Origin of the sequence: Cognatiyoonia sediminum, assembly GCF_900129845.1 — a bacterium.
In the GTDB taxonomy this organism is placed as follows: Bacteria; Pseudomonadota; Alphaproteobacteria; order Rhodobacterales; family Rhodobacteraceae; genus Cognatiyoonia; species Cognatiyoonia sediminum.
Genome location: NZ_FQXB01000001.1, coordinates 749,315 through 770,596, shown reverse-complemented (window position 1 = coordinate 770,596; position 21,282 = coordinate 749,315). Strand labels below are relative to the sequence as shown.

At 50.6% G+C, this 21,282-nt stretch carries 18 protein-coding genes and 2 tRNA genes; 14 read left to right on the top strand and 6 right to left on the bottom strand.

The window, feature by feature from the left end; genetic code table 11:
* Position 1 precedes the first annotated feature (1 nt).
* A complete protein-coding gene (locus BUA85_RS03845; RefSeq protein WP_072899450.1) occupies positions 2-517 on the bottom strand; it encodes a YHS domain-containing (seleno)protein in 516 nt (171 codons plus the stop codon).
* A gap of 296 nt (positions 518-813) precedes the next feature.
* On the opposite strand from BUA85_RS03845, the gene BUA85_RS03840 reads away from it, so the two are divergent.
* Together BUA85_RS03840 and BUA85_RS03835 are read left to right on the top strand one after the other, a co-directional pair.
* Positions 814-2,268, top strand: coding sequence for an ATP-binding protein (locus BUA85_RS03840; protein WP_083526171.1), 1,455 nt, complete (start codon positions 814-816; stop codon positions 2,266-2,268).
* Positions 2,269-2,317: 49 nt separating this feature from the next.
* Positions 2,318-3,556, top strand: a complete 1,239-nt coding sequence (locus BUA85_RS03835; RefSeq protein ID WP_072899448.1) for an META domain-containing protein — start codon at positions 2,318-2,320, stop codon at positions 3,554-3,556.
* 90 nt (positions 3,557-3,646) lie between these two features.
* Here the strand turns inward: BUA85_RS03835 and BUA85_RS16495 are convergent, their stop codons facing one another.
* On the bottom strand, positions 3,647-4,183 hold the full coding sequence (locus BUA85_RS16495) for a phage holin family protein (RefSeq protein WP_110559067.1): 537 nt from the start codon (positions 4,181-4,183) through the stop codon (positions 3,647-3,649).
* A gap of 365 nt (positions 4,184-4,548) precedes the next feature.
* Between BUA85_RS16495 and BUA85_RS03825 the strand changes: the two genes are divergently transcribed.
* From BUA85_RS03825 to BUA85_RS03785, 9 genes are all read left to right on the top strand, one after another.
* The gene (locus BUA85_RS03825) at positions 4,549-5,952 is read left to right on the top strand and encodes a DUF1254 domain-containing protein (RefSeq protein ID WP_207548127.1); all 1,404 of its coding nucleotides are present in this window, start codon (positions 4,549-4,551) and stop codon (positions 5,950-5,952) included.
* Between the two features lie 742 nt (positions 5,953-6,694).
* Positions 6,695-7,039 carry a hypothetical protein gene (locus BUA85_RS03820; RefSeq protein WP_072899443.1) on the top strand — a complete coding sequence of 115 codons (345 nt, stop codon included), beginning with the start codon at positions 6,695-6,697 and terminating at the stop codon, positions 7,037-7,039.
* A 325-nt stretch (positions 7,040-7,364) separates the two neighbouring features.
* Complete coding sequence (locus BUA85_RS03815) at positions 7,365-11,819, top strand: calcium-binding protein (protein ID WP_072899441.1); 4,455 nt, start codon at positions 7,365-7,367, stop codon at positions 11,817-11,819.
* Between the two features lie 644 nt (positions 11,820-12,463).
* Entirely contained in the window at positions 12,464-12,649 is a 186-nt protein-coding gene (locus BUA85_RS03810; protein ID WP_072899439.1) for a hypothetical protein, read from the top strand.
* A gap of 76 nt (positions 12,650-12,725) precedes the next feature.
* Positions 12,726-13,439 (top strand): recombinase family protein, encoded by a 714-nt coding sequence (locus BUA85_RS03805; RefSeq protein WP_072899437.1) that lies wholly within the window; start codon positions 12,726-12,728, stop codon positions 13,437-13,439.
* A 404-nt stretch (positions 13,440-13,843) separates the two neighbouring features.
* Positions 13,844-14,128, top strand: a complete 285-nt coding sequence (locus BUA85_RS03800; protein WP_072899435.1) for a hypothetical protein — start codon at positions 13,844-13,846, stop codon at positions 14,126-14,128.
* Positions 14,125-14,508, top strand: a complete 384-nt coding sequence (locus tag BUA85_RS03795) for a hypothetical protein (protein ID WP_072899433.1) — start codon at positions 14,125-14,127, stop codon at positions 14,506-14,508. Before BUA85_RS03800 ends, BUA85_RS03795 begins: the two co-directional genes overlap by 4 nt.
* 658 nt (positions 14,509-15,166) lie before the next feature.
* The gene (locus BUA85_RS03790; protein ID WP_072899432.1) at positions 15,167-15,706 is read left to right on the top strand and encodes a hypothetical protein; all 540 of its coding nucleotides are present in this window, start codon (positions 15,167-15,169) and stop codon (positions 15,704-15,706) included.
* 1 nt (position 15,707) lies between these two features.
* Positions 15,708-16,103 carry a hypothetical protein gene (locus BUA85_RS03785; RefSeq protein ID WP_072899430.1) on the top strand — a complete coding sequence of 132 codons (396 nt, stop codon included), beginning with the start codon at positions 15,708-15,710 and terminating at the stop codon, positions 16,101-16,103.
* 320 nt (positions 16,104-16,423) lie between these two features.
* On the opposite strand, the gene BUA85_RS16740 is transcribed toward BUA85_RS03785, so the two are convergent.
* The gene (locus tag BUA85_RS16740; RefSeq protein ID WP_165611581.1) at positions 16,424-16,600 is read right to left on the bottom strand and encodes a hypothetical protein; all 177 of its coding nucleotides are present in this window, start codon (positions 16,598-16,600) and stop codon (positions 16,424-16,426) included.
* A gap of 141 nt (positions 16,601-16,741) precedes the next feature.
* Here BUA85_RS16740 and BUA85_RS03780 point away from each other — a divergent pair.
* Positions 16,742-16,827: transfer RNA gene (locus BUA85_RS03780), tRNA-Leu, on the top strand.
* Positions 16,828-16,845: 18 nt separating this feature from the next.
* Positions 16,846-17,265: a DUF3102 domain-containing protein gene (locus tag BUA85_RS03775; protein WP_083526170.1), complete on the top strand. Its 420-nt coding sequence runs from the start codon at positions 16,846-16,848 to the stop codon at positions 17,263-17,265.
* On the opposite strand, the gene BUA85_RS03770 is transcribed toward BUA85_RS03775, so the two are convergent.
* From BUA85_RS03770 to BUA85_RS03760, 3 genes are all read right to left on the bottom strand, one after another.
* A complete protein-coding gene (locus BUA85_RS03770) occupies positions 17,262-18,569 on the bottom strand; it encodes a tyrosine-type recombinase/integrase (RefSeq protein ID WP_165611580.1) in 1,308 nt (435 codons plus the stop codon). The genes BUA85_RS03775 and BUA85_RS03770 overlap by 4 nt on opposite strands.
* Before the next feature lie 243 nt (positions 18,570-18,812).
* A tRNA-Asn gene (locus tag BUA85_RS03765) sits at positions 18,813-18,887 on the bottom strand.
* An 88-nt stretch (positions 18,888-18,975) separates the two neighbouring features.
* A complete protein-coding gene (locus BUA85_RS03760) occupies positions 18,976-19,884 on the bottom strand; it encodes an MBL fold metallo-hydrolase (RefSeq protein ID WP_072899424.1) in 909 nt (302 codons plus the stop codon).
* 41 nt (positions 19,885-19,925) lie between these two features.
* On the opposite strand from BUA85_RS03760, the gene BUA85_RS03755 reads away from it, so the two are divergent.
* Positions 19,926-21,245 (top strand): ATP-binding protein, encoded by a 1,320-nt coding sequence (locus BUA85_RS03755; RefSeq protein WP_072899423.1) that lies wholly within the window; start codon positions 19,926-19,928, stop codon positions 21,243-21,245.
* Positions 21,246-21,282 lie beyond the last annotated feature (37 nt).

Below are 21,282 nucleotides of genomic sequence, written 5' to 3'. Positions count from 1 at the left end.
CTTAGTTCACAGGTGCCGAAGAAGAAAAGCTTGGAATGGTGCGCGTGGACGCTGCTTGTGGTTCGATGCCTGTCCAGTTGCCATCAGCCAGTGTGATGTTGCCTGGAATGTCTTCTTCCCAGAAACCTACGACGTTTTCAGTGATGTTCAGGTAGAGTTTGCCATCAACGATGCGCCACAGGTTCGGGTTTGCAGGAACCTTACCACCTCTGGACACGCCGTATGCGCAGTGGCCGTCGAACTGAGGCGCGTATTGCGCTGGGTTGGCGAGGAATGTGTCGCGGTTAGCTTCTGACGAGAAGGCCCATGTCGCGCCGTTGTATTCGGCCGTGATGTTTGCGTTGCCAGGAACGCCTTCGGGCTGGGCAGTGCCCACAGCTGACTGATCTAGACCAAAGTAGGCGACAACGTCATATCCAGAGGCAGCAAAACCGGTTTCATCGATGTATTGATCTCCTGCAAAAGCAAATGAAGCAGACGCAACAAGTGCGGCGATGGATGAGGCGATGAGTTTCATTGTGTAGGCTCCTGAGAAAGGTTTTCTGGTTCGCGCTCAGGATTAACACCATACACGTTTCGAACATATGGCCACTCGCGAGACTGTGATGGGCTGTGCGTAAACTGAAAGGATTTGGAGTTGGCACAAGAAAAGGCAATAAAGAGCTTGGTTAAATACATTGCTTTTCTCCCCCCAAGTCAGAATTACATACTAGGAAATCTACAACACTGCCCTGTAGCTTTTGTTTGAAAGTCATTGTGCCGGTGGTAACGTCAATAAAATCAAAATCCCAATTGCTTTGGAAAATAAGAAACATGACTTCAGCCCCCATCGCGTATTCAACAGATGGCCGCACGTTCCATTTCTCCACGGACATAAAAAGCGGCCACGAAATTGGAAGCTACGTTCGCCTTGAAACGGAAGCTGGCAGTACCTTCCTCGGACAAGTTCTGGATGCAGAGATCAAGGGGATCGGGACCGGTTCCATGTCCGTTTCTGGCATAGGTGAAATTCGCGCTATTACCGACGGTGAAGCGATCTTGGATGGCAAGCCAACACCATTCGGAAGTGCAACCCTGTCTGACGTCGACCCAAAGGTCGTACATGCCTATTTCGCAAGGCTTCGTGGTTCGAAAGCTGGGCTCGATATCGGGCGCATGAAGCGGGTCGGCGACAATGAAACAGCGACACTTCAGGCAGCAGGTTTTGGCCGCCATACGTTGGTTTGCGGGCAATCTGGTTCCGGGAAAACGTATTCTTTGGGTGTCGTCCTAGAGCGTTTGCTTATGGAGACAGACCTTAGGATCGCGGTCCTTGACCCTAATTCCGATTATGTGAACTTGAATGAATTTGGCGGTGCGGATCAGATGGGATTGGACGCCGCTGAGCAAGAGAAGTTGTCTGAACGCTATGCGGAAGCGTCGCGTCGTGTATCCATTCACGGGACACGAGAAAATCAACAGCCGCTCCAAACGCGTTTTGGCAGATTGCCGATTGAACAAAAGGCCTTGGTTTTGGATTTGGACCCGTTGCGCGACGCGCGGGAATACAACGTGCTCGGGCGCATTGTCAGAGAGATGCCGAATACCGAATATTCCCTTTCAGACGTGCGCCAGAAAGCGGCGTCTATGTTTGATGACGGGGCACAAAACCTGGCAATCCGAATTGATAACCTCAATGTCGAAGACATGAGCATTTGGGCACCTAATGATGCACCTGCAATGCTTGATCTTATTCCCGAGGATTGGAGGGGAATTGTCCTGGACCTCGGGAGTTTACCGTCCGCGAATGAACGATCTTTGATGGCTGCGAGTGCGGTGCATTTTTTCTGGCAAACGCGACACAGGCGCAGGCCGACTTTGCTTGTAATTGATGAGGCACATAACGTGTGTCCGCAAACTCCAACCGATCGCTTTCAAGCCATGGCAATCGAGGATCTCGCAGCGATCGCCGGTGAGGGCCGTAAATTCGGGCTCTATCTTTTGCTGGTCACACAGCGGCCGCAAAAGCTTCATGTGAATGTTCTCTCTCAATGCGAAAATATTCTTTTGATGCGGATGAACTCTAAAGCGGACATCGATCATCTCGCTTCCGTGTTCTCTCATGTTCCAGAACCGATGATCCGGCAGGCTTCGTCATTTGGCCTTGGCGAGGGGTTGGCTGCGGGGCGAATTTCTGCCGATCCGATGCTTTTCAAAACTGGAACCCGTTTCTCGGTGGAGGGCGGAAGTGATATTCCAGCGGCGTGGGCGGAACAGCGAAAGAAATAATCGCAGCGGTCACGCGTCCGAATTTTTTGCGTTTTCGAAAGGACATTCTATGCTTCGAGTTATCCTGAATGCGGCAATTCTCGCGTTCGCGTCCCAAGCATCGGCTGAAGGCGAGCACGTGGTCTCTGGATCAGCGACCTATCTTCCGCGCATCGCACTTTCGCCCAATGCTGTTCTGATGCTCGAAGCTCAGACTGCGGACGGACGATTGATTTCGGAAGAGCGAATTGCGACCGAAGGTCAACAGGTGCCACTCCCATTTGAAATGACAGTTGAATCTGATGGTGAGTACCAACTACGCGTTGGGATCGCTGAGGCTGGACAGGTTATTTGGCTTGGTGATCCTGTCAGTGTGACGCAGGACGACGTTGGTGAAATCATCTTAGCGCTTTACACAGCGCCTTTGTTCGATTTTACATATCGATGCGGCGAGCAGATGATCCAAACCACTTATGTTGGCGAAACGCTCATTATGGACAGCGGCAGCGACCGGCAACCACTTCAGCAAGTTCGCTCAGCGTCTGGTGCCAAATATGAGTTGGAGGAAGATCCAAACACCTTCTTCTGGAGCCAAGGCGACACCGCATTGGTATCCTTGAATGGCTATCAACTCCCAGAGTGTAATTTGGCGCTACCTCTGCAAGCGGACTACAAAGCAGTTGGATTGGAGCCGTTCTGGTCGGTTTCTCTTGATACGGAAACCATGGAGCTCGAACGGGAGGGAATGGAAGATTTGTCGCTTCAATCTTCCGAGGCGAAAATGGACGAGCGAGGCGATATTACGATCATCGCTTCGGATACTGGACGCGCTTTACGAGCGGTTATGCTGCGACAGTCAATTGAGTGTAGTTTTGCGCCTGAAGCCATTCCCTATCCAGAAACGGTCAGCCTCTCCATGGGTGATGAAACCATCACTGGGTGCGGCGGTGATCCGTGGGCATATTTGACCGCACGCACTTGGGTGGTCGAAGACATCAACGGTCAGGGCGTGATTGATATAGCTCGAACAACAATCGGTTTTGCCTCTTCAGGTGCTATCTTGGGGTCCGGTTCGTGCAATCGCTACAATGGAACCGCAGCTTTGAGCGCAACGACTTTAGAAATTGGACCGGTCGCAGCAACCTTGATGATGTGCCCAGAGGCTTTGATGAACCAAGAGCGAAAATTGTTTGACGCTTTCGAGAAGGTTTCCAGTTTCAAAGTAGATGAAACGGGTGCATTGATCCTAAATGGGTCCGAGGGGGCTCTGATAACTGCACATGCTGCGACTGATGGAAGTGCGCCTTAGTCGGGTTTCGCAAAGAATATCAAAAAAGAGGCCCGCATTTGCGTTCAAATGCGGGCCATTCTTTTGGGATCATCTAGCGGGTAACTATGATCAATCGCCCGACTTCGGGGTTGGTGCCGGCGTAGGGTCCGGAGTAGGGTGGGCAGCAGCTTCCGCAGATTTGGCAGCAGCCTCGGCCGCTGCGGCAGAGCGCTCTGCAGCATCCACCGCGCTTTGTACGTCGCTCTCCATCTTTTCTTGGCGCTCTTCCCGGCTCTCTTTGACCTCTTTGAAGATGTAAATCGGGATCAGGATCGCCGCGATCAGGGACCCAAACCAAACAAGAAGCGTCGCAGCAAGCAGGTTCGAAATACCGCCGACATTCATGCCCGGCATTAGTAAGTCTGTGATAACAAGACCAGCCATAATCACGACAATCGCAACACCGCCTCGCAACTGCGGAATGTGTTGAAGCGACATCTTCGTAATGATCGGTCCGGCGATGGTCTGGAACACCGAAAAGATCAACACAGCGAAGATAAACGCGGTGAAGTCGATGGTGAAACCGGTCAGCAGAAGTGTCGCAGCGAATAGGCCAGCTGCGTTCGCGATCAGATAGGATGCGACGGAGATTAAGAACTTGATCATAGTGTGTCCCTCAAAGGATTGTTCCCGAAATTTTTCAGCGGCCATGAACGCTTTGAGTTGCGGCCAAACTGATGGCTTTCCCAATTAGTAGCTTGTTCCGCCAAATTAAGACAAGAAAAATCAATGGTCAGTCGGAATGGCGCCGATGTGCAAAACCCACTTGAGTTGATTGAGGCCGATTCTGAAAAGGTTCAAAGCTTTGATGCAAACTGTCTTCAATTGAATTGGCACAAACCCATGCCAAGCTTGGCAATCTGGTTGGGTAAGCGCTAAGGTTGCGTTGTCGAGTGATAATTCGCCTATGCTCGAGTGCTGAAGGGAACGCGCCAAGGACTGCTGATTCAAAGCCCCCAACCAACGATGGATTGCATTCACCGCCGCTTGTTGAGCAAGTCAACGATGGCAACTGGCTTGATCCAGACGAAGCACAATCCCTCAGAGATGAGCAGTTCTATCAACGCGCCATTTACGCCTATCAGACTATGTTACCTGCATTGAACGTTATCGGTATGCGTGACGGGTCAGAAGCCGTGTTTGGCACTGGCTATAATGTCTTACCTATTTGGAAAGATCGGATGGATAGTCGGACTTGGGTGCCAACCCCAAATGCAGACGTCATCTATTCGATGTCATATCTGGATTTGAAGGTGAGCGGTCCGCTGGTGGTGGCTGCGCCAGCGAATGTTATCGGTATGTTCACAGATTTCTTTCAACGGACGATAACAGATGTAGGTGCTATCGGTCCTGACCGCGCGCGCGGTGGTTTGTATTTGTTGCTGCCGCCGAACTACGATGGGCATGTACCGGACAGTTATTTTTCTTTTGAGTCTCCAACATACAACGTGTTCTTGTTCTTCAGAACCGTCATGGCGAAAGGAGAGAAGGGGCCGGACCCATCTCCCGCTGTCGCTCTTGCTGAAAAGACCCGCATTTATCCTCTTTGGGCTCAAGAGAAAGAAATTCGCGCGATGGAATTCCCGAATGCGAGCGGGAAGCGCGTTGATATGATGTATCCGGTCGATGCGACGTATTGGGATAAGTTGAAAGACTTTGTTGATTATGAACCGACGTCGGCGATCACACCGGAACTTCGAGGCGTTCTAGCGTCTATCGGGATCGTCAAAGGTCTCACGTTTGAACCTGATCAGAGACAAAGAGAGCTCTTGGCAAAGGCCGTTGAAGTGGCGCCTCGGATGATCCTTGCGAACCGCCAACTAGGTCGTGCCGATGGCCGCGATCGCTACTACGAAGATAGGCAATATCTTCGCGCTTGGGCCGCGGCGACGGCTGAATGGATGCAAGAAAGCTACCTCGATATAGATCAGCGGGCCGCTTTCTTCCAATATGCCTATTCTTCAGCGCCTGCCATGGTTCAGCGCACAATCGGAGCAGGTTCCAAGTATCCGGTCGCATTCTGTGATGAAAACGGTAGATACCTCGATGGGTCTAATACCTATAGAATGCGCCTTCCGGCACATCCGCCCGCGGCTTTCTTTTGGGCTGTGACCGCCTACAACATAACCGACGGCACGATGCCTGAGACCGATCAGTTGTTGCCATCAACAAACAGCTATTACGATGTCGCGACGAACGAAGACGGTTCGGTAGATATATGGTTTGGCCCCCAACAGCCTGAGAATGTTGGCGACACCAATTTCATCCAGACAATACCTAACAGACATTTCATGGCTGTGCTTCGCCTCTATGGCGCCGAGGTGGAGTTCTTCGATCAAACATGGAAGCCGGATGATTTGGTAAAAGTCAGTTGATCAAATGCCATGTCTTGCAATTTGAACATCTGATGCTTGAGAGATGGATGCTAGGTGCTCATGCCTGGCTGAGTCTCTCCGCTACCTTAGCAACTAGGCCAAAGTCGCGCGCCATCTGATCAAATCTTGGAAGAATTGGCTCCGGCGGTAGGCACGGACTGGGATTAATCCTCATTCATATCTCGTTGAAAACGATCAATAAAATATTTGTAAGCTGCAGTGTGTTCCCCGAAAAGTTCCCCCAACGTAGTCGTGGCGAGATCTAAATGGCAAGCGGAAAAAATCTTCGTAACTAGTTTACGACAGGTCAACTAGAGGCTACTTCATGTGACAGTGCCTCACGAATTCACGTGCAAAGAGACAATTGGCATGGATTTGTCTAATTGCTTTAGTGAAATTCATTCGGAAAGGTGGGCTAGGGAAAGGAAAATTTGGTTTAATGAGGGCCGGACTTCGTCGTGCAAGTGGTACATTCCTTTCCAATTTGGGGTACTTAGAGTGGACTTGTCTGACCTTGATGTGTGCAAACGTTGTCGACTGTGCGAGTTGCTGGTTTGCTAAGTAAACTGAGCGAGACTAAGTATTGGTGTTCCTCGCTCACCGCAGATTTAACAGGATCATCAATTTGTCGAACATGCTCAAACTTCACGCGTTCAGAATGGTGTATCATTAAAAGTTCTACTAGCCCAAATGAGTTTTTGGACGTGCAAATCGGATATTACATATTAGGGCTTTATGCGATTTGGACCGTTCGATTGTTTCTGTCGCAAACAAAAAGTTCGCCCAAAATCAACTCGACGTTGATTTTAAAGAGGAATATCAATCAAAGTGTCAGTCGACAGAAGAAAAGAGATTTGAAGTGCGGATTTATAGACAGCTTCTCGAACGTTGGCCCAAAACAACATTCATTTTAACTATTCTTAGCTACTACTTTTTCGGTTTCGTTTTGGTTTTTGTCCATCGCACTTTTCCGGAAAACCGAGAGATAATTGGAATGGCCGCAATGTGGCTGTTTTTGCTTTGGGTAGGGCTAACCGGATGGCACTTGGTATCCTATATGCGCAAAAAATTTGGACAGAATAGATAGAATAGATAATGACTACCGAAAAGACCTTAAGTGGAGAAAATGAAGCGTCTAACCAAATCACATTTGGAAATGACCATGTTGGTATAGAGTTCAGCGGTGGCCCAACATTCGCCGGAGGAACACTAATTTATCAACATATACATTAAACGGTGGTGTTACAAAAGATGACCTGTTTCGTCTAAAGGGTGGCTTTGTTGTTGGCGGTGAGGTTTCCGCATCTTATCAACCAACAAGCGGCAAAATTGACATTACTGTGGGCGGTGCGGCGCTACTAAGTGGATCTTTAACTCTATCATTTGATCCCAATGCAGGACATGTCTTCGATATGGTATCCGTGTCCGGGGGAAATGTAGGCGTTGGTGCGTATTATGGTGTATATGTGGACACACCAGTTGGTGGCGTAGGATTAGCCGGAGAGGCTCAAGCAGGAGTCACTTTCGAAGACGGTGATGTCCATGTTGGTGGTACTGCCGGGGCATCCGGTGGGAACTTAACCGTAGATGCAGAAGTCAACGGGCGTGTCGGCTACAATGGCAGCTTCGGAGACCTCATCGATATTGACGGTGGGGTAAATGGCAGCAATCAAGTATCGGTCTATTATGGCAGCGCGATTGTGCCCCAGTCAGTCGTTGAAGAATTAACCGGTGGTAGAGGTTCCACGATCTTCCGTGGTGACGAATTTAATGGCCTTGATCAATTGGCGACGGAGCAACAGGGAACGCCAACTACGACCCCTCCAAGCGATGATGATTCATCTTCGGGCACCACCCAAACCTCTGTCATTTCAAACGACGGAATTACTTCCTCCACATCTACAGGACAGACGACCTCGGGGGGGACCAATTTAACCCTCGGAAATGGCGACGCCGTTATTCATGGCACCGTGTACGACGCAAACGATAGTATTTTTGATACGGAAGGGCCCGAGGCTGATTTGGGGTCTACAAGCATTGGTCCTAACGACGACTATGTAGTCACCTACGATTTTGACCAAGGAGGGGTACAGCCAGTTGTTCTTGACCTAGATGGTGATGGTGTCGAGGTCGCTTTTGGCGATGGCCCGCTTTTTGATTGGGACGAAGACGGCTACCTTGAACAAGGGTCTTGGGCAACAGGTGGTGACGGCTTCTTAGTCATTGACTTGGACGAGAACGACAAACGCGTTGCGGGGGGTGCTAACGGTACAATCAAAAGTAGAAAAGAGATTGTCTGGACCGACTGGCTTTCGCTTTCTGATTTTGAACGAAGTGACGACGTTGCATCAGGCCTGTTTGGGTTTTCATTTGCGTCCTTTTTCAGAATGCTCACTGCTACTGATCTTGAAGCGCTTGCAATCCTTGAGAGCAAAAATGGCTGGGGCAACGGTGATGGCGTTCTAAACTCATCTGATACCGTTTGGTCTGAGCTCAAAATTTGGCAAGATCTCAATCAGGATGGCCGAAACGAGATCGGCGACGGAGAAGTCCGGACACTTGATGATTGGGGCATCACTGAAATCGCTCTTACATACGATGATGGCACTGGCTTTGACGACCAGAGCAATGACATCGAGGTCTTTGGGAATACGCTGCACGGGCTTGCATCGTATAAGCATGATGGTAGCGAACTTAATTTTGGCACCATGACGAACGGCTCATACGTTGTCGAAGGCGGCGTTGGGGATATCGCACTCGACTATGAACGCAACGGCTTGAAAAAGCAGACCAGCGGCGCCGACATCACTTGGATTGCTGAAGAAGATGGTTCGGTGGCCGCTAAGTACTTTGACATCTCGAAGGCAGGATCAGCGAACAAAACGATCAGCGGCAACGCGTATAATGGCGTTTATGGTGACTCGCGAAACAACGAGATCAGTGCAGTTTTAGCAACAATCGATTTGATTTTGGACGGTGCCGGAGGGAAGGACACGCTTTGGGGCGGCACTGGCAACGATGTCCTGTTGGGAGGCAACGGCGTTGACAAACTCTATGGCGGGAACGGCGACGACTACCTATCCATAGGTACAAACAATGGCAGCACCTACGAGATCGCAAAAGGCGGCTCGGGTAATGACACTTACTATGTGGATAGCACGTCAGGGTACGCTGGAATTGGGTATGAAACGGAAAACGGTGGATTTGACCAACTTGTGTTTGGGGACTTGTTACTTGAAGATGTGACGTTTGCTCGCCATGGCGGCATTTCTGACAGGGTGGTCATTCGAGCGGCTGGGGACTTTGATGTCCATTGGGATCACTATCAACATTTAGAACAAATGTCCTTCGCGGACGGTCTTCAGTTGCAATTTCTGAATGTGACAGATGTTTTGGCTGGCAGCAGTTCCGCACAAACAATCAATGGAGGGAGCAGCGGTGATCTGATCGATGGTAGGAGCGGCGCAGATACACTCTACGGCAACAGTGGAAACGACATCTTATTGGGTGGCAAAGGTGATGATCGGCTCTATGGTGGGTCTGGACAGGACCAGTTGATCGGTGGCGCAGGCGATGACTACCTGCGCGACGATAGCACCGATCAAAATGTGTTCAATGGAGGCTCAGGCGTCGACGAAGTTTCATACTTCGGACGTGATGATGGCATAGAGGTAGACCTCAAAGACGGCGACAGTTCAGACGGCGACATTCTCATTGGTATAGAGAATATCCTCGGTTCTGAACACGGTAACGACCGACTCCACGGTGACGCGGGTTCGAACGAGATCAAAGGTTCTGGCGGCGACGACAAGCTTTATGGCCGACAGGGCGCTGATATCCTCAAAGGCGGCAAAGACGACGATTATCTGAACGGTGGCGATGGAGCCGACAAGCTCTATGGTGAGGATGGTAAAGATACGCTCAATGGTACGAGCGGAGATGACATCCTCAATGGCGGCGCAGGTGCAGACACTTTCCGCTTCGACCGTCATCACGAGAACGACGTCATAAAGGACTTTGAGAACAACAGTGATACACTTTTACTAGGGAACTTTGGAGCGCTCTTTGGTTCTTGGAAAGGACTTCAGGAATACGTAGTCGATAACGGGCAAAGTTCCGGCAATGTCGTGTTCGACTTCGGTGGCAACGACAGTCTAACGATCGAGGGAATTGGTTTAGGCGCACTCAAGAACGACTTTGACGTTGTTGGAGGGAGTGTCGAAACAGTTGGCACGAGTAGCGATGACACAATCGACGGAACAGATGTCAATGATGCGATCTACGGCTTAGCTGGTAATGACAATCTCGGCGGCGGACATGGCAACGACTATCTCTATGGCGGTGATGGAGATGATCTGCTTAGAGGTAGTAAGGGTAGCGACTATCTTGTTGGTGGCGACGGCAATGACAACCTGCGGGATGACTCTACAGATGTTGATTTTTATTATGGTGGCTCCGGCACCGACCGTGCCGACTATTACTACCGTAACTCGACGGTGTTCGTAGATTTGGAGTCGGGCGAAAATACTGATGGCGACAAGTACTCCTCGATTGAGAACATCCGAGGAAGCGGAGATTATGACGATCGACTTTTTGGTGACACTGGTTCGAACGAGATTTGGGGTTCAGGCGGTGACGACAAGCTTTATGGCCGACAGGGCGCTGATATCCTCAAGGGTGGCAAAGATGACGACTATCTGAACGGTGGAGACGGGGCTGATATGCTCTACGGTGAGGATGGAGCTGATATCCTGAACGGCGGAAACTCTGACGACATTCTTAAAGGTGGAGCCGGGGCTGATACTTTCCGCTTCTATCGTCACAATGAAAACGACGTCATTAACGACTTTGAGAACAACGTTGATACGATTGAGTTCGGCAACTTCGGTGCGCTCTTTGGCTCATGGGAGGGCTTAAAACAATTTGTTGTTGATGACGGCTCGGTCTCAGGCAATGTCGTGTTTGACTTCGGGGGTAACGACAGTCTAACGATCGAAGGCATCGGCATAAATGCCCTTAAGAACGACGTTGATTTCTTAGACGGCGGTGTCGAAACAGTTGGAACGAGTGGCGTTGACGCGATCGACGGAACAGAGGTCAATGACGCGATCTATGGATTGGCTGGCAATGACAATCTCGCCGGTGGCCACGGCGACGACTATCTCTATGGCGGCTCTGGCGATGATCTACTTCGAGGAAGTAAGGGCAGCGACTACCTTGTTGGTGGAGAAGGCAACGATGACCTTCGGGACGACTCGACAGATGTTGATTATTTTTATGGCGGTGATGGTATCGATCGTGTCGACTACTCGAACCGAAATTCAGCTGTGTTCGTAGATTTGGTGTCGGGTGAAAATACCGATGGCGACAAGTACTCGTCGATTGAGAACATCCGAGGAAGCGGCGATTATGATGATCGCCTCTTTGGCGATACTGGTTCGAACGAGATTTGGGGCTCGGGCGGCGACGACAAGCTTTATGGCCGACAGGGCACTGATATCCTCAAGGGTGGCAAAGGTGACGACTATTTGAGCGGTGGAGACGGAGCTGATAAGCTTTATGGAGAGGACGGAGCTGATATCCTGAACGGCGGAAACTCTGACGACATTCTCAATGGTGGTGCGGGTGCAGACACTTTCCGCTTCTATCGTCATAATGAAAACGACGTCATAAACGACTTTGAGAACAACGTTGATACAATTGAGCTTCGAGGTTTTGAGGGCATCTTCTCAACATCGGAACAAGCGATTAGTGACTTTGCCAGCAACGTTGGCGATGATGTTGTTTTTGATTTTGGGCACAATGATACGCTGACCATCTTGAATACAACCACCGGTCAGTTGCTCAACGATTTAGAGGTTGTTTAGAGTTTAATGCTTTGTGGCGATCACTCTGAATGCGAATTTTTGTTGACCCGACAAATAAGAGTGGCGTCTTCGAAAGCCACTACATCAATTCCTATCGACAACAGGAGTACCCCGGAAGGGTCACCTCTAAGCCCCCTTGTTTTACTGACCCTTCTGATTAACCCCACAACTAGCCCTAGGTGGACTAAAGGTTACCTATAGGTTAGACCACTAAAGGTGACCCTTAAGTTGACCCGTTACGGTACACTCTAGGTGACCCGTTACGTTGGACCGTTAGGTGGATTGACGGTGTCTCTAAGACAGTGATTTCTATCAGGTATGTCTAAAGTTGTTGGAGGGTGTTGATGATGCCGTGTTTGAACCCTAATGGGTCTCTCCCTAGTAGTGTGTCCCTATGAGCGTTCACCTAGCCAAGCATCATAGGCACCTTGAGATGGAACCCAGTATATTTTCACCGCAAAAATTTGACAGTCAGAGATATATAGAGAGCTCTGCTATTCCCCCGTGTGGGGGTGGGGGGTATCCTAAGACGGTTCCACCTGTGGGAAGGTCTCATTTCTGTGATGAATTCAATGGTGTGACAGGCTCTAGATCGGAAATCATGTAAGTGTGAGCCACACGGTAACTCCCTCAATGAAACCTGAATGAACACCTTCAAGATTATCTCTGATCTCCGCTTTGGCCGCTTCTCTATCCTCACCACACGCGGGATGGACCGCTTCAAGGACTATGGCTTCACACGACTACGTGGTGAGTTCGTCATCGACACTCCTGCATTCAGCGTGATCGTCACTAACGAAAGAAAAGCAACGCCAGCAATAAAACTGTAACATGCACAACCTTCGTTGATATTTGCAACGGGTATGTTTTATGCCCCTCTGACATCATCGTTGGAGGGGTTCACCTTTGAAACAGTATGTCATTTACCGCAGGGTCAGCACCAAGGACCAAGGCAAGTCTGGTCTGGGTCTTGAGGCTCAGAACCGTGACATCGCTATCTTCTTGGAGAACTTCTCCGAAGAACCGTTCAAGGTCATAGGTGAATTTGAAGAACACCTGAGTGGTAAAGATGATGACCGACCGATGCTCGCCGAAGCACTTCAACTGGTAAAGAAGACCGGTGCTGAGTTGCTGGTCTCTAAACTAGACAGGCTGAGCCGAAAGGTTTCCTTCATCGCCAACCTCATGGATGACCCCAAGGTGAAACTAAGAGTTGCTTCCATGCCCAACGCAGGCCTGTTTGAACTCCACATCTATGCGGCCCTCGCAGAACAAGAACGCAAGTTCATTTCCATGCGAACAAAAGCGGCCCTCGCTCCAATTAAAGAGGAGCAACGTAGAGCGAAGGAGGAGGCGATCAGGAACAACATGCCAATCCCCAAGCCGAGGCTAGGTGGTCTACGTGATAAGACCATGAGGCGGAATGCGGCTATCCAAGTCAATGCCAAAGCGAGAGCCGATAAGGTTGCCGGTATTGTGCAACCATTAAGGAAACAGGGCGCATCCCTTAGAGCCATTGCTGACACCTTGAACGCCTCCGAGGTTCCAACAGCGCGTGGCGGTGTCTGGCAAGCGTCACAAGTGAAGCGGGTCTTAGAACGGCTCGACAGAGTGGGCTAAAGTCACCGCCGTATCAAAAATCCCCAAACTAGCCTTAAGTGAGTTTCGCTTCTGAGCGGTTGATGAAGGTCGCCACTAGCTCACGGACTGACCAACATTCAACCAAGCGTAGACGAGGCGGCTTCACTTTTGGCGCACTACGTCATGGTGCATTCAGTTCCTTTCCGCGCTCCTTCTCGGTGAACCCATAGAGGTTCCTGAGAGGGGGCCGAGAGGTTGCACCGAGACGTGTGTCGAGGGGTGCTTTCTATAATTTTCACAAGTTGTCCCAAAGCACAGACCAGCAGCACGACTGCATAGCTACCTAAACCACCCCCAATCCAACCTAACGTTCACCCTGTCGGTCCAACCGGCGGGGTCTTTTCGTTTTCCCTCAATCCACCTTTGAACAAGGACTGAAAGATATGACAGAAACCATCCGCATCGACCTTGATGAAGTAAAGGTTCACCGCAACGCCGGTGAGTACCACTTCAAGGGTCGCGCAAGATCATCCCTCGGCCATGAGGTCGTTGGTCACGGTCCTAACCTTACCAATCTGGTTGCCATTCTGCGTGAGGAAAACCCCCACTTTGAGGGCCTCTTGGAGGTCTACAGGGGGGATACCCTCTGTTTCAATCCAATGCCTCTCAAAACGGCCTTTTGTAAGGGGCCAATGCCAAAGCAATTCCGCAAGGAGACCTCAGCATGAACACTCACTATCAACGCCCTACAGGGTCAAACGCCACTTCGGTTGGAGACAAGAACCGCCGCCGCTGGTCTCGTTGTCTTCGGAGCCGTGTCTTTGAACTCTTCAAGCCAATCGACTTCCTGAACGCTGAAGGAAGTGTCGTCCTTAACGCAATTCACAAACAGATGGCCGACCATAGACGAGGTCGCTGGAACGACCGCCCAAGCTGGGTATCGACGCGCATCAGAACCGACCAAATGGCCATCATCAACATGCTCCAATCGCGGCACCTTAATGCCACCGGCAAGGAAATCTCTAAGGCTGAGGTCTTGGCGGCACTCATGGCCGCAGGATTGGAAACCATCATCAACCACCGTGACTTCGGCGGCGACGCCGACTAACTCCTATAGAAAGCATCATCATGACAGACACGAACAAATCTTAAGGCTGGGTCTCCGCATCCGGCCAATCCGAAGCAAACACTTCTAACTATGCCCCTCAATCAATCGCCCACGCTCCACAAACAGAGGTCGGGCAAGGGGGTATCGAAATCAACGGCACTGGTCCCATCCGCCGTGACGTCCCTCTCAGCCACACGGCTAACCAAGAGACTCCCCTCAGTGGTGACGTTATGTCCACCGTAAAGTCATCAACGGGTGGACCAATTGGAGACAAGGCGATTAGAGGTACGGACACTATTACCATTGATGGAATGACCACCGATATCGCCTCCGCTAGGACGCCGGTTTTGAAGCTCGCGGTTCCTTTGTGAGGAAATATAGTCGGGGCTGTCAAACTGAAGCCTAAACGCGTCCTCGACTAAGCGCCCCAAGTTGATGAGTGGATCTCCCTAGGCATGACCTTTTGGAGCAAAAAAAATGATAACGTTAGGACAAAGATGAACGATCCGAATAACCTGCAACGCATTTATTTCATCTTCCCTTGCCAATAACTGTAACCTTATCATGTTTATTTCGGAGCGCTGAAAGCAAGGAATACCTCGCCTTACTCTTACGTTTCTTCTAACTATTCAACACATAGACCAACGAAAGAAATTTGATGTCCACTGGCCGATTTATTTTTGCCTTGTTTGCTCTGTGTGCAGGCACTCTCCCTTTGAAATCACTAGCTTCTCAATTGCAAAATGACGGTTTCTACGCCGCGACGAAGGTCAATGACAAACTCCTGGATTCATCTATAATCTCTTTGCTCAATACCTATGAATTACTGACAGAAGATTTTGTCACTTTCTTTGATAGCTCGAAAGACTTAGAGCTTCTTGATTTCTATTTCGCTTCTGGTGCGAATTATATTCAAGATCAACGTATCAACAGAAATGCTTTGGATGTTTTTGATAGCACTGCCGCGTCGGATATAATGCGACTAAACACTAATTCTGAGACGTGTTACGTCCAATCTATAAGACTTCCAACCAATCAGCGTTTAACAATAGCTATACACAATGAAGACGACGACAATGCCGAGGATATTTTTCGGTGTTTGGTCGCCGGTCTTTGGTATTTCAACCAAGGAAGCCTGCTCGACTACGATGCCGAGAAGTGGCGTAATTCTTTCGTAAATTTGATAAGGGGAAACTAGAATGGCAGACGGTGAATCCACCTTTACGGTTTACGCCAAGATCGAGGGTCTATGGCAAGGGGCCTATGGCAGCGGCATGGACATCATGGCGGATGCTGGCGTGGATAATGAAGACGCCTTAGAAGCCTTCCTTGCGGAGAACCCTCAACATGCCGCTGACATGCAACAAGCGGCCCGTGACTTCTTCGTTAATCACAACTCCGATGGTCTTAAGGAGATGGCTCAGACCTATCTACCTCAGATGGACCGCTATGAAGCCGACCGTGTGAAGGAGTTGCTGACCGATGCAGGTTATTCCTTCTCAGATAGACCTGAAGGTGGCCTCTTCGTGAACGTCAACGGGACACCTGTGAGTTGGGAAGTCGCTGTCAAACAGCAAATCATCAGCTTCAGCTAAGCTTAAGGAGCAGACCGTGCCTAAACCATACCAACCAAAGGTTACTCATGGGTCGAAAGGGCCATATGGTCGCCGCTTCAATCCCGACTGCAATCAGATCGTTGAAGGAACCGTTCAAGGACCGACTGCTTCAGAGGTCGCAGATGAACAGATGGAGAAGTGGGCGAGAAAGCAACTCAACGAGAGAATATACAAGAGGGCCTTAGAGGCTCAGAGACGTAACCAAAGAGGTTAAACAAAAAGTGCCCCTACTGCCTTAATCAGGTGGTAGGGGTTTTTGCTTCGATCAATGAGAAAACGTAACGACCGTTTTCTGAACGCTACGTATTTGGATTATGCCATCCAGTAAAGATACCATACAACTCTGTGAAAAGATCATCGTCTGGTTGGATGCCCACAGTATCGAAGTAGTCACCTATCGAAAGTTCGCTTTCCCAAATCAAGCGGGCTAACCCCAGTACTAGTTCTACTCGATCAATTTCTTTTCCGTCAGTCATTGTCCACCTCGCTTGTTTCTTGCTTTCGCGGGCACAAATGGAAACAGTCGTTCACCAAGCCATGCCCAGACCTATCTATAGCTACCCCTACGATTTCCATTCAAGCAGCTTATTGACGAAACCATGAACACCCACGCCTGTGCCGCTGTGGTGGAATGGTAGACACGACAGATTCAAAATCTGTTGCTGGTAACAGCGTCTCGGTTCGAGTCCGAGCAGCGGCACCAACACCCCAAGGAAAATCTATGACACAACATGACGTGGCCCTCACGAGGTCTGCGATGTGGGCCGAATTGGTTAACATGAAGCACCGCGCCGTTCTGCGTAGGGAATTGAACAATAAAGAGGAAGCCGCTGAGATCGGAGAGGTTCTGATCAAGGTGAAGGAAGAACTGCCACACGGAGAGTTCACACCGTGGGTAAGGAGGGACTGCTCGTTCACTGACAGACACGCAAGAAACTACATTCGGATTGCTCAGGTAAAACGGAAACGCGTTTCCGATTTCGACCGATGCACCTCAATCCGAGAAGTCCTCTCCCTCGGTAAACCACAACCAGAAGAACCCAAGAGGCCCACCAGAGCGGCTACCCTAGACGACCTCCGCAAGGTGGAACGACTACGGTCGCTGAGGGATGACCCATCGGCCAGTGAAGGTGAGCGTTAAACTTCCCAAATGTCTTCAGGAGATTGACCAAGCGCCGCCTCTAAAGCGTTTGCTGTCCCTCTTAGCCGTTCAAGTAGACCACCGTAGTGGCGGTTCCCAACGGCATCTTGGGTATGACCCAGAAGTCTGTCTTCTTCACGCTCAGACACTTCTGCAAGCCCAAGCCACTGTTTCATGTTGTGCCTAAGGGAATAGACCACATGCACATCTTCCTTGGTCACTTCCCGCATATGCCGCATCAATGCTCCTGATACGTTATCCGGTCCGCCTTCTTTTGCATATCGGGCAAAGACATATTCGTTCTCACCGGCTATCTCTACGGCCTCCTTAGCGGCCAACAAACCGTCACCCAAGAGTGGGATAGGGCGGATTGAAGACTTGGTTTTGATTGACCGTTCGTCGTTCCAGCGAACCCAAACATGTGGCACATCATGTTCGAGATCAACATCATCTACTCTCAGCCCTGAAATCTCTGCACCACGGCACCCTGTCGCTTGAAGAAGTCTCCATATGTGTCTGAGTTCTATAATTCTTGTGCGGTTCAAAATACGATGCCTTGTGGACTTGAGTATGTCGTAGGGAAGTGGTTCCCGCAGTTCCCATTCAGACTTGGCCGCACCTCTACTTTCCACGGCACCTTCGATCTTTAAGTTCTTAAAAGGATTAGAAACCTTTGTTTGAAGGTCAAACTCCACAATGCCTGTCTCGATGATCGACTTCATCGAATTGACTTCACGCTGGATTGAGTTGGGCGAACGAGGCCCACCACCGTACTTAGGCTCAGCCGCTAGCTTGTCTCTCACGTCCCTCGCATGTTGCCTCTTAAGGTCAACGAGAGGAATCATATCGAGTGGCCCCCAAGTGGCCTCAAGCCTTCTCACGGCCCTCTTGAATGTGTCGTTCGCGGACTTCTTAGGGTTCTCACCCACGGTTTCCTTCTCATAGAACTTTACGGCATCCCCGACCGTTGGCTCTGGGGGTTCAGCATCGGGCAAGACCACGGCCTTGTAGAGCATCGGGTCAGCACCACTCCGCTCAAGGTCTTCGGCCACAAGTCTCCTTGCTTCATCCTCAAGTTCATCGTCTACAATCGCACCGCCAATATGTACCGAGCGCACTAGGTTTCGAGCTTCGACCTTGTAGTCCTCCCAGACTTCCTTCTGGGTTCTCCTATCGGTCAACCGGTTTCGGGTGGCGTCGATGTATCGTTCGATAGCCGCATCGCCTTGGGCTGACGGTTCACCGCTCAGAGCGTCAGATACGATACGATCAAAGGCAGCAATCAGGGCTGTATGTTCTTCCACTTGTGCAGCGCCTGTTTCTTGATTGAGCAACCGTGTTTCAAAGAAGGTCTTCGAAAAGCGATTTGTCAGAGCCTTGGGAATCCTCCTTCGGAATACCAGTTTACCCTTGTTTCGCGTCAAGTAAGGCAGTGTCATAGTGATGGCCATCGTTAGATTGTACCCCCAATGTTCCCCGTAATGTTCCCCGCAGGGGGGCTGCAAGCCATTATTTATAAGGCTTTCAATGGGATAGCTTGAGGAAAATGGCTCCGGCGGTAGGGATCGAACCTACGACCAATTGATTAACAGTCAACTGCTCTACCGCTGAGCTACGCCGGAACACTTGAGCGCGTATAGCAATGAGATTCTGGGGCGTCCAGAGGGATTTTGAAATTTGTTGAGGGAATAAAACCTGTTGGCTCAGCAGTCAGATAGTACGACGAAATAGGGCGTCCGGTCGAAGTGTCGGTTGGGCGAAAACTTCGCCACGTTTGCTTAAATCAATGAGATGGGCGAAGAGGTTTCGGGCTGCCGCAGGATGCAAAGCAGCTGGTGTGTCCGAATAGATCTCAGCGGTAAGTTGTTCCACGGTTTTGTTACCGTCCGCAAGTGCGGCAAGGATGTCGTTTGTGCGTCCGCGTCGATGCTCCAAAAGCCATTCGATCCGTTCCATAGCGGCGCTGACCGGCGCGCCATGGCCGGGGAAGAGCGATTTAGGTTTTTCTGAAAGCAGACGTTCGCAAGAGTCCATGAAATCTGACAAATCACCATCAGGGGGAGACACCAGAGAACTGGCCCAACCCATCACCAGATCACCCGTGAAGATCGCGTCGTTCCATCTAAGGCTGATGTGATTTCCCATATGCCCGGGCGAATGAATGACTTTTAGGACCCATTCCGCGCTAAAGAACATTTCGCCGTCTACAACCTCCCGATCCGGAACGAACCATAGATCAACGCCTTCGCCACCACCGACAAAGCCGGCAGCAGCCAAACTGGTCATGATCTCGCTGCGACCCGAAGAGCTATCGCCAAATGCCAGAACGGGCGCATGAGTTTGGTCGGCGAGTTTGGACGCAAGAGGCGAGTGATCAAGGTGGCTGTGGGTGACGAAGATAAGCTGAACCTTCGCATCGCCGATCGTTGAAAGTATGGCATCTAAGTGGTCTGGACTGTCAGGGCCGGGGTCGATGATCGCGAGGTTTGCGGTTCCCAGTATGTAGGTGTTGGTACCCCGAAACGTCATCGGTGATGGATTAGGGGCTACGATACGTCTCAGGCCTGGCGCGATTTCCTCGCCGACGCCAATTGGTGGATCAAAACTTTCCTGCTCCATAACCGCTTTCCGTCGCTTGCGCTGCTCGTTACTGTCAAACTATGTTCTTTGGCTGGCTCAAACAATACATGCCGCGCGGTCTCTATATGCGAGGCGCACTCATTCTGTTGTTGCCCGTATTGACCATCCAGCTATTGGTTTCGGTTGTTTTTATTCAACGCCACTTTGAGGGCGTAACGGATCAGATGGTGGATGCTGTCGGGATCGAATTGAGGTTCATTGCCGATCTTGCGAACCAAGAAAACACCCAAGACAGCGCGATGAGTAATATTCTGGCCATTGCTGAGCCGCTGGAAATGGATGTCGCTTGGGTCGAGGAAGTGCCCGAAATTGGCAACGATAGGCAGTGGACGGATTTCACGGGAAATTCTGTGCGCGCGTATCTTCTGAGTGAAGTCCCTGAAATTTCGGAAATCTCTTTGGCAAACCCACGCATCGTGACAGTTTGGATGGAGACACCTGCTGGCATCCTGCAACTTTCGTTTCTACGAAAGCGCGTTTCCGCCTCTAATCCTCACCAACTTCTTGTGATCATGGTGATCCTCGGTGGTTTGATGACGTTGATCGCTTATTTCTTTCTTCGAAACCAATTGCGGCCAATCAAGCGCATGGCGGACGCAGCTCAAGCTTTCGGCAAAGGTCAAAAACTGGATTACTCTCCTTCGGGAGCGGTCGAGGTGCGGGCGGCAGGAGCGGCTTTCCTCGATATGCGCAATCGGATCGAACGGCAAACACAGAACCGAACGATGATGTTGTCCGGTGTAAGCCATGATTTGCGAACACCCTTGACGCGTCTTCGGTTGGGGCTGTCGATGTTGGATTCTGAAGAAGCGGCCCCCATGATCGCTGACGTCGACGAAATGCAGTATCTACTAGACGGCTTTCTTGATTTCGCAAGATCGAGTTCCGCTGACGAGCTCGAGCTGGCAGACCCGCATGAGTTAGTGCGAGAAGCCGTAAGCAAGGCACAGCGCGCCAATATGAATGTGACCTTGGGTGAAAGTGAAGGCGCTACAGATTCCACAAAACTCAGGCCAGCGGCCATTAGTCGAGCTTTAGACAACCTTTGCAACAATGCATTGCGTTATGGGACCCAAGCGGAGGTCAGCGCGGTCATCACAGACAAGGCGATCCGTTTCATTGTTGAAGACAATGGGCCGGGCATACCCGTAGACCAACGTGAAGCGGCGTTGAGGCCTTTTGAGCGCCTTGATCCTTCACGTAATCAGGATAAAGGATCGGGCGTCGGCCTCGGTTTGACGATCGTGAACGACGTCGCGCGCACCCACGGTGGTCTGCTGCGCCTCGGCGACAGTGAAAAGCTTGGTGGCCTTAAAGCTGAGATTGTTCTGCCGCGTTAACGTGACGTAGCTCATTGCTTTAACTTGCTTTGAACTG

Coding starts and splice junctions, on each gene's coding strand:
- BUA85_RS03810 (WP_072899439.1), top strand. CDS start 12,464: ATGAACACCTTCAAGATTATCTCTGATCTCCGCTTTGGCCGCTTCTCT.
- BUA85_RS16495 (WP_110559067.1), bottom strand. CDS start 4,183: ATGATCAAGTTCTTAATCTCCGTCGCATCCTATCTGATCGCGAACGCA.
- BUA85_RS03835 (WP_072899448.1), top strand. CDS start 2,318: ATGCTTCGAGTTATCCTGAATGCGGCAATTCTCGCGTTCGCGTCCCAA.
- BUA85_RS03800 (WP_072899435.1), top strand. CDS start 13,844: ATGACAGAAACCATCCGCATCGACCTTGATGAAGTAAAGGTTCACCGC.
- BUA85_RS03790 (WP_072899432.1), top strand. CDS start 15,167: ATGTCCACTGGCCGATTTATTTTTGCCTTGTTTGCTCTGTGTGCAGGC.
- BUA85_RS03840 (WP_083526171.1), top strand. CDS start 814: ATGACTTCAGCCCCCATCGCGTATTCAACAGATGGCCGCACGTTCCAT.
- BUA85_RS03775 (WP_083526170.1), top strand. CDS start 16,846: ATGACACAACATGACGTGGCCCTCACGAGGTCTGCGATGTGGGCCGAA.
- BUA85_RS16740 (WP_165611581.1), bottom strand. CDS start 16,600: ATGACTGACGGAAAAGAAATTGATCGAGTAGAACTAGTACTGGGGTTA.
- BUA85_RS03755 (WP_072899423.1), top strand. CDS start 19,926: ATGTTCTTTGGCTGGCTCAAACAATACATGCCGCGCGGTCTCTATATG.
- BUA85_RS03815 (WP_072899441.1), top strand. CDS start 7,365: ATGGTATCCGTGTCCGGGGGAAATGTAGGCGTTGGTGCGTATTATGGT.
- BUA85_RS03785 (WP_072899430.1), top strand. CDS start 15,708: ATGGCAGACGGTGAATCCACCTTTACGGTTTACGCCAAGATCGAGGGT.
- BUA85_RS03795 (WP_072899433.1), top strand. CDS start 14,125: ATGAACACTCACTATCAACGCCCTACAGGGTCAAACGCCACTTCGGTT.
- BUA85_RS03845 (WP_072899450.1), bottom strand. CDS start 517: ATGAAACTCATCGCCTCATCCATCGCCGCACTTGTTGCGTCTGCTTCA.
- BUA85_RS03760 (WP_072899424.1), bottom strand. CDS start 19,884: ATGGAGCAGGAAAGTTTTGATCCACCAATTGGCGTCGGCGAGGAAATC.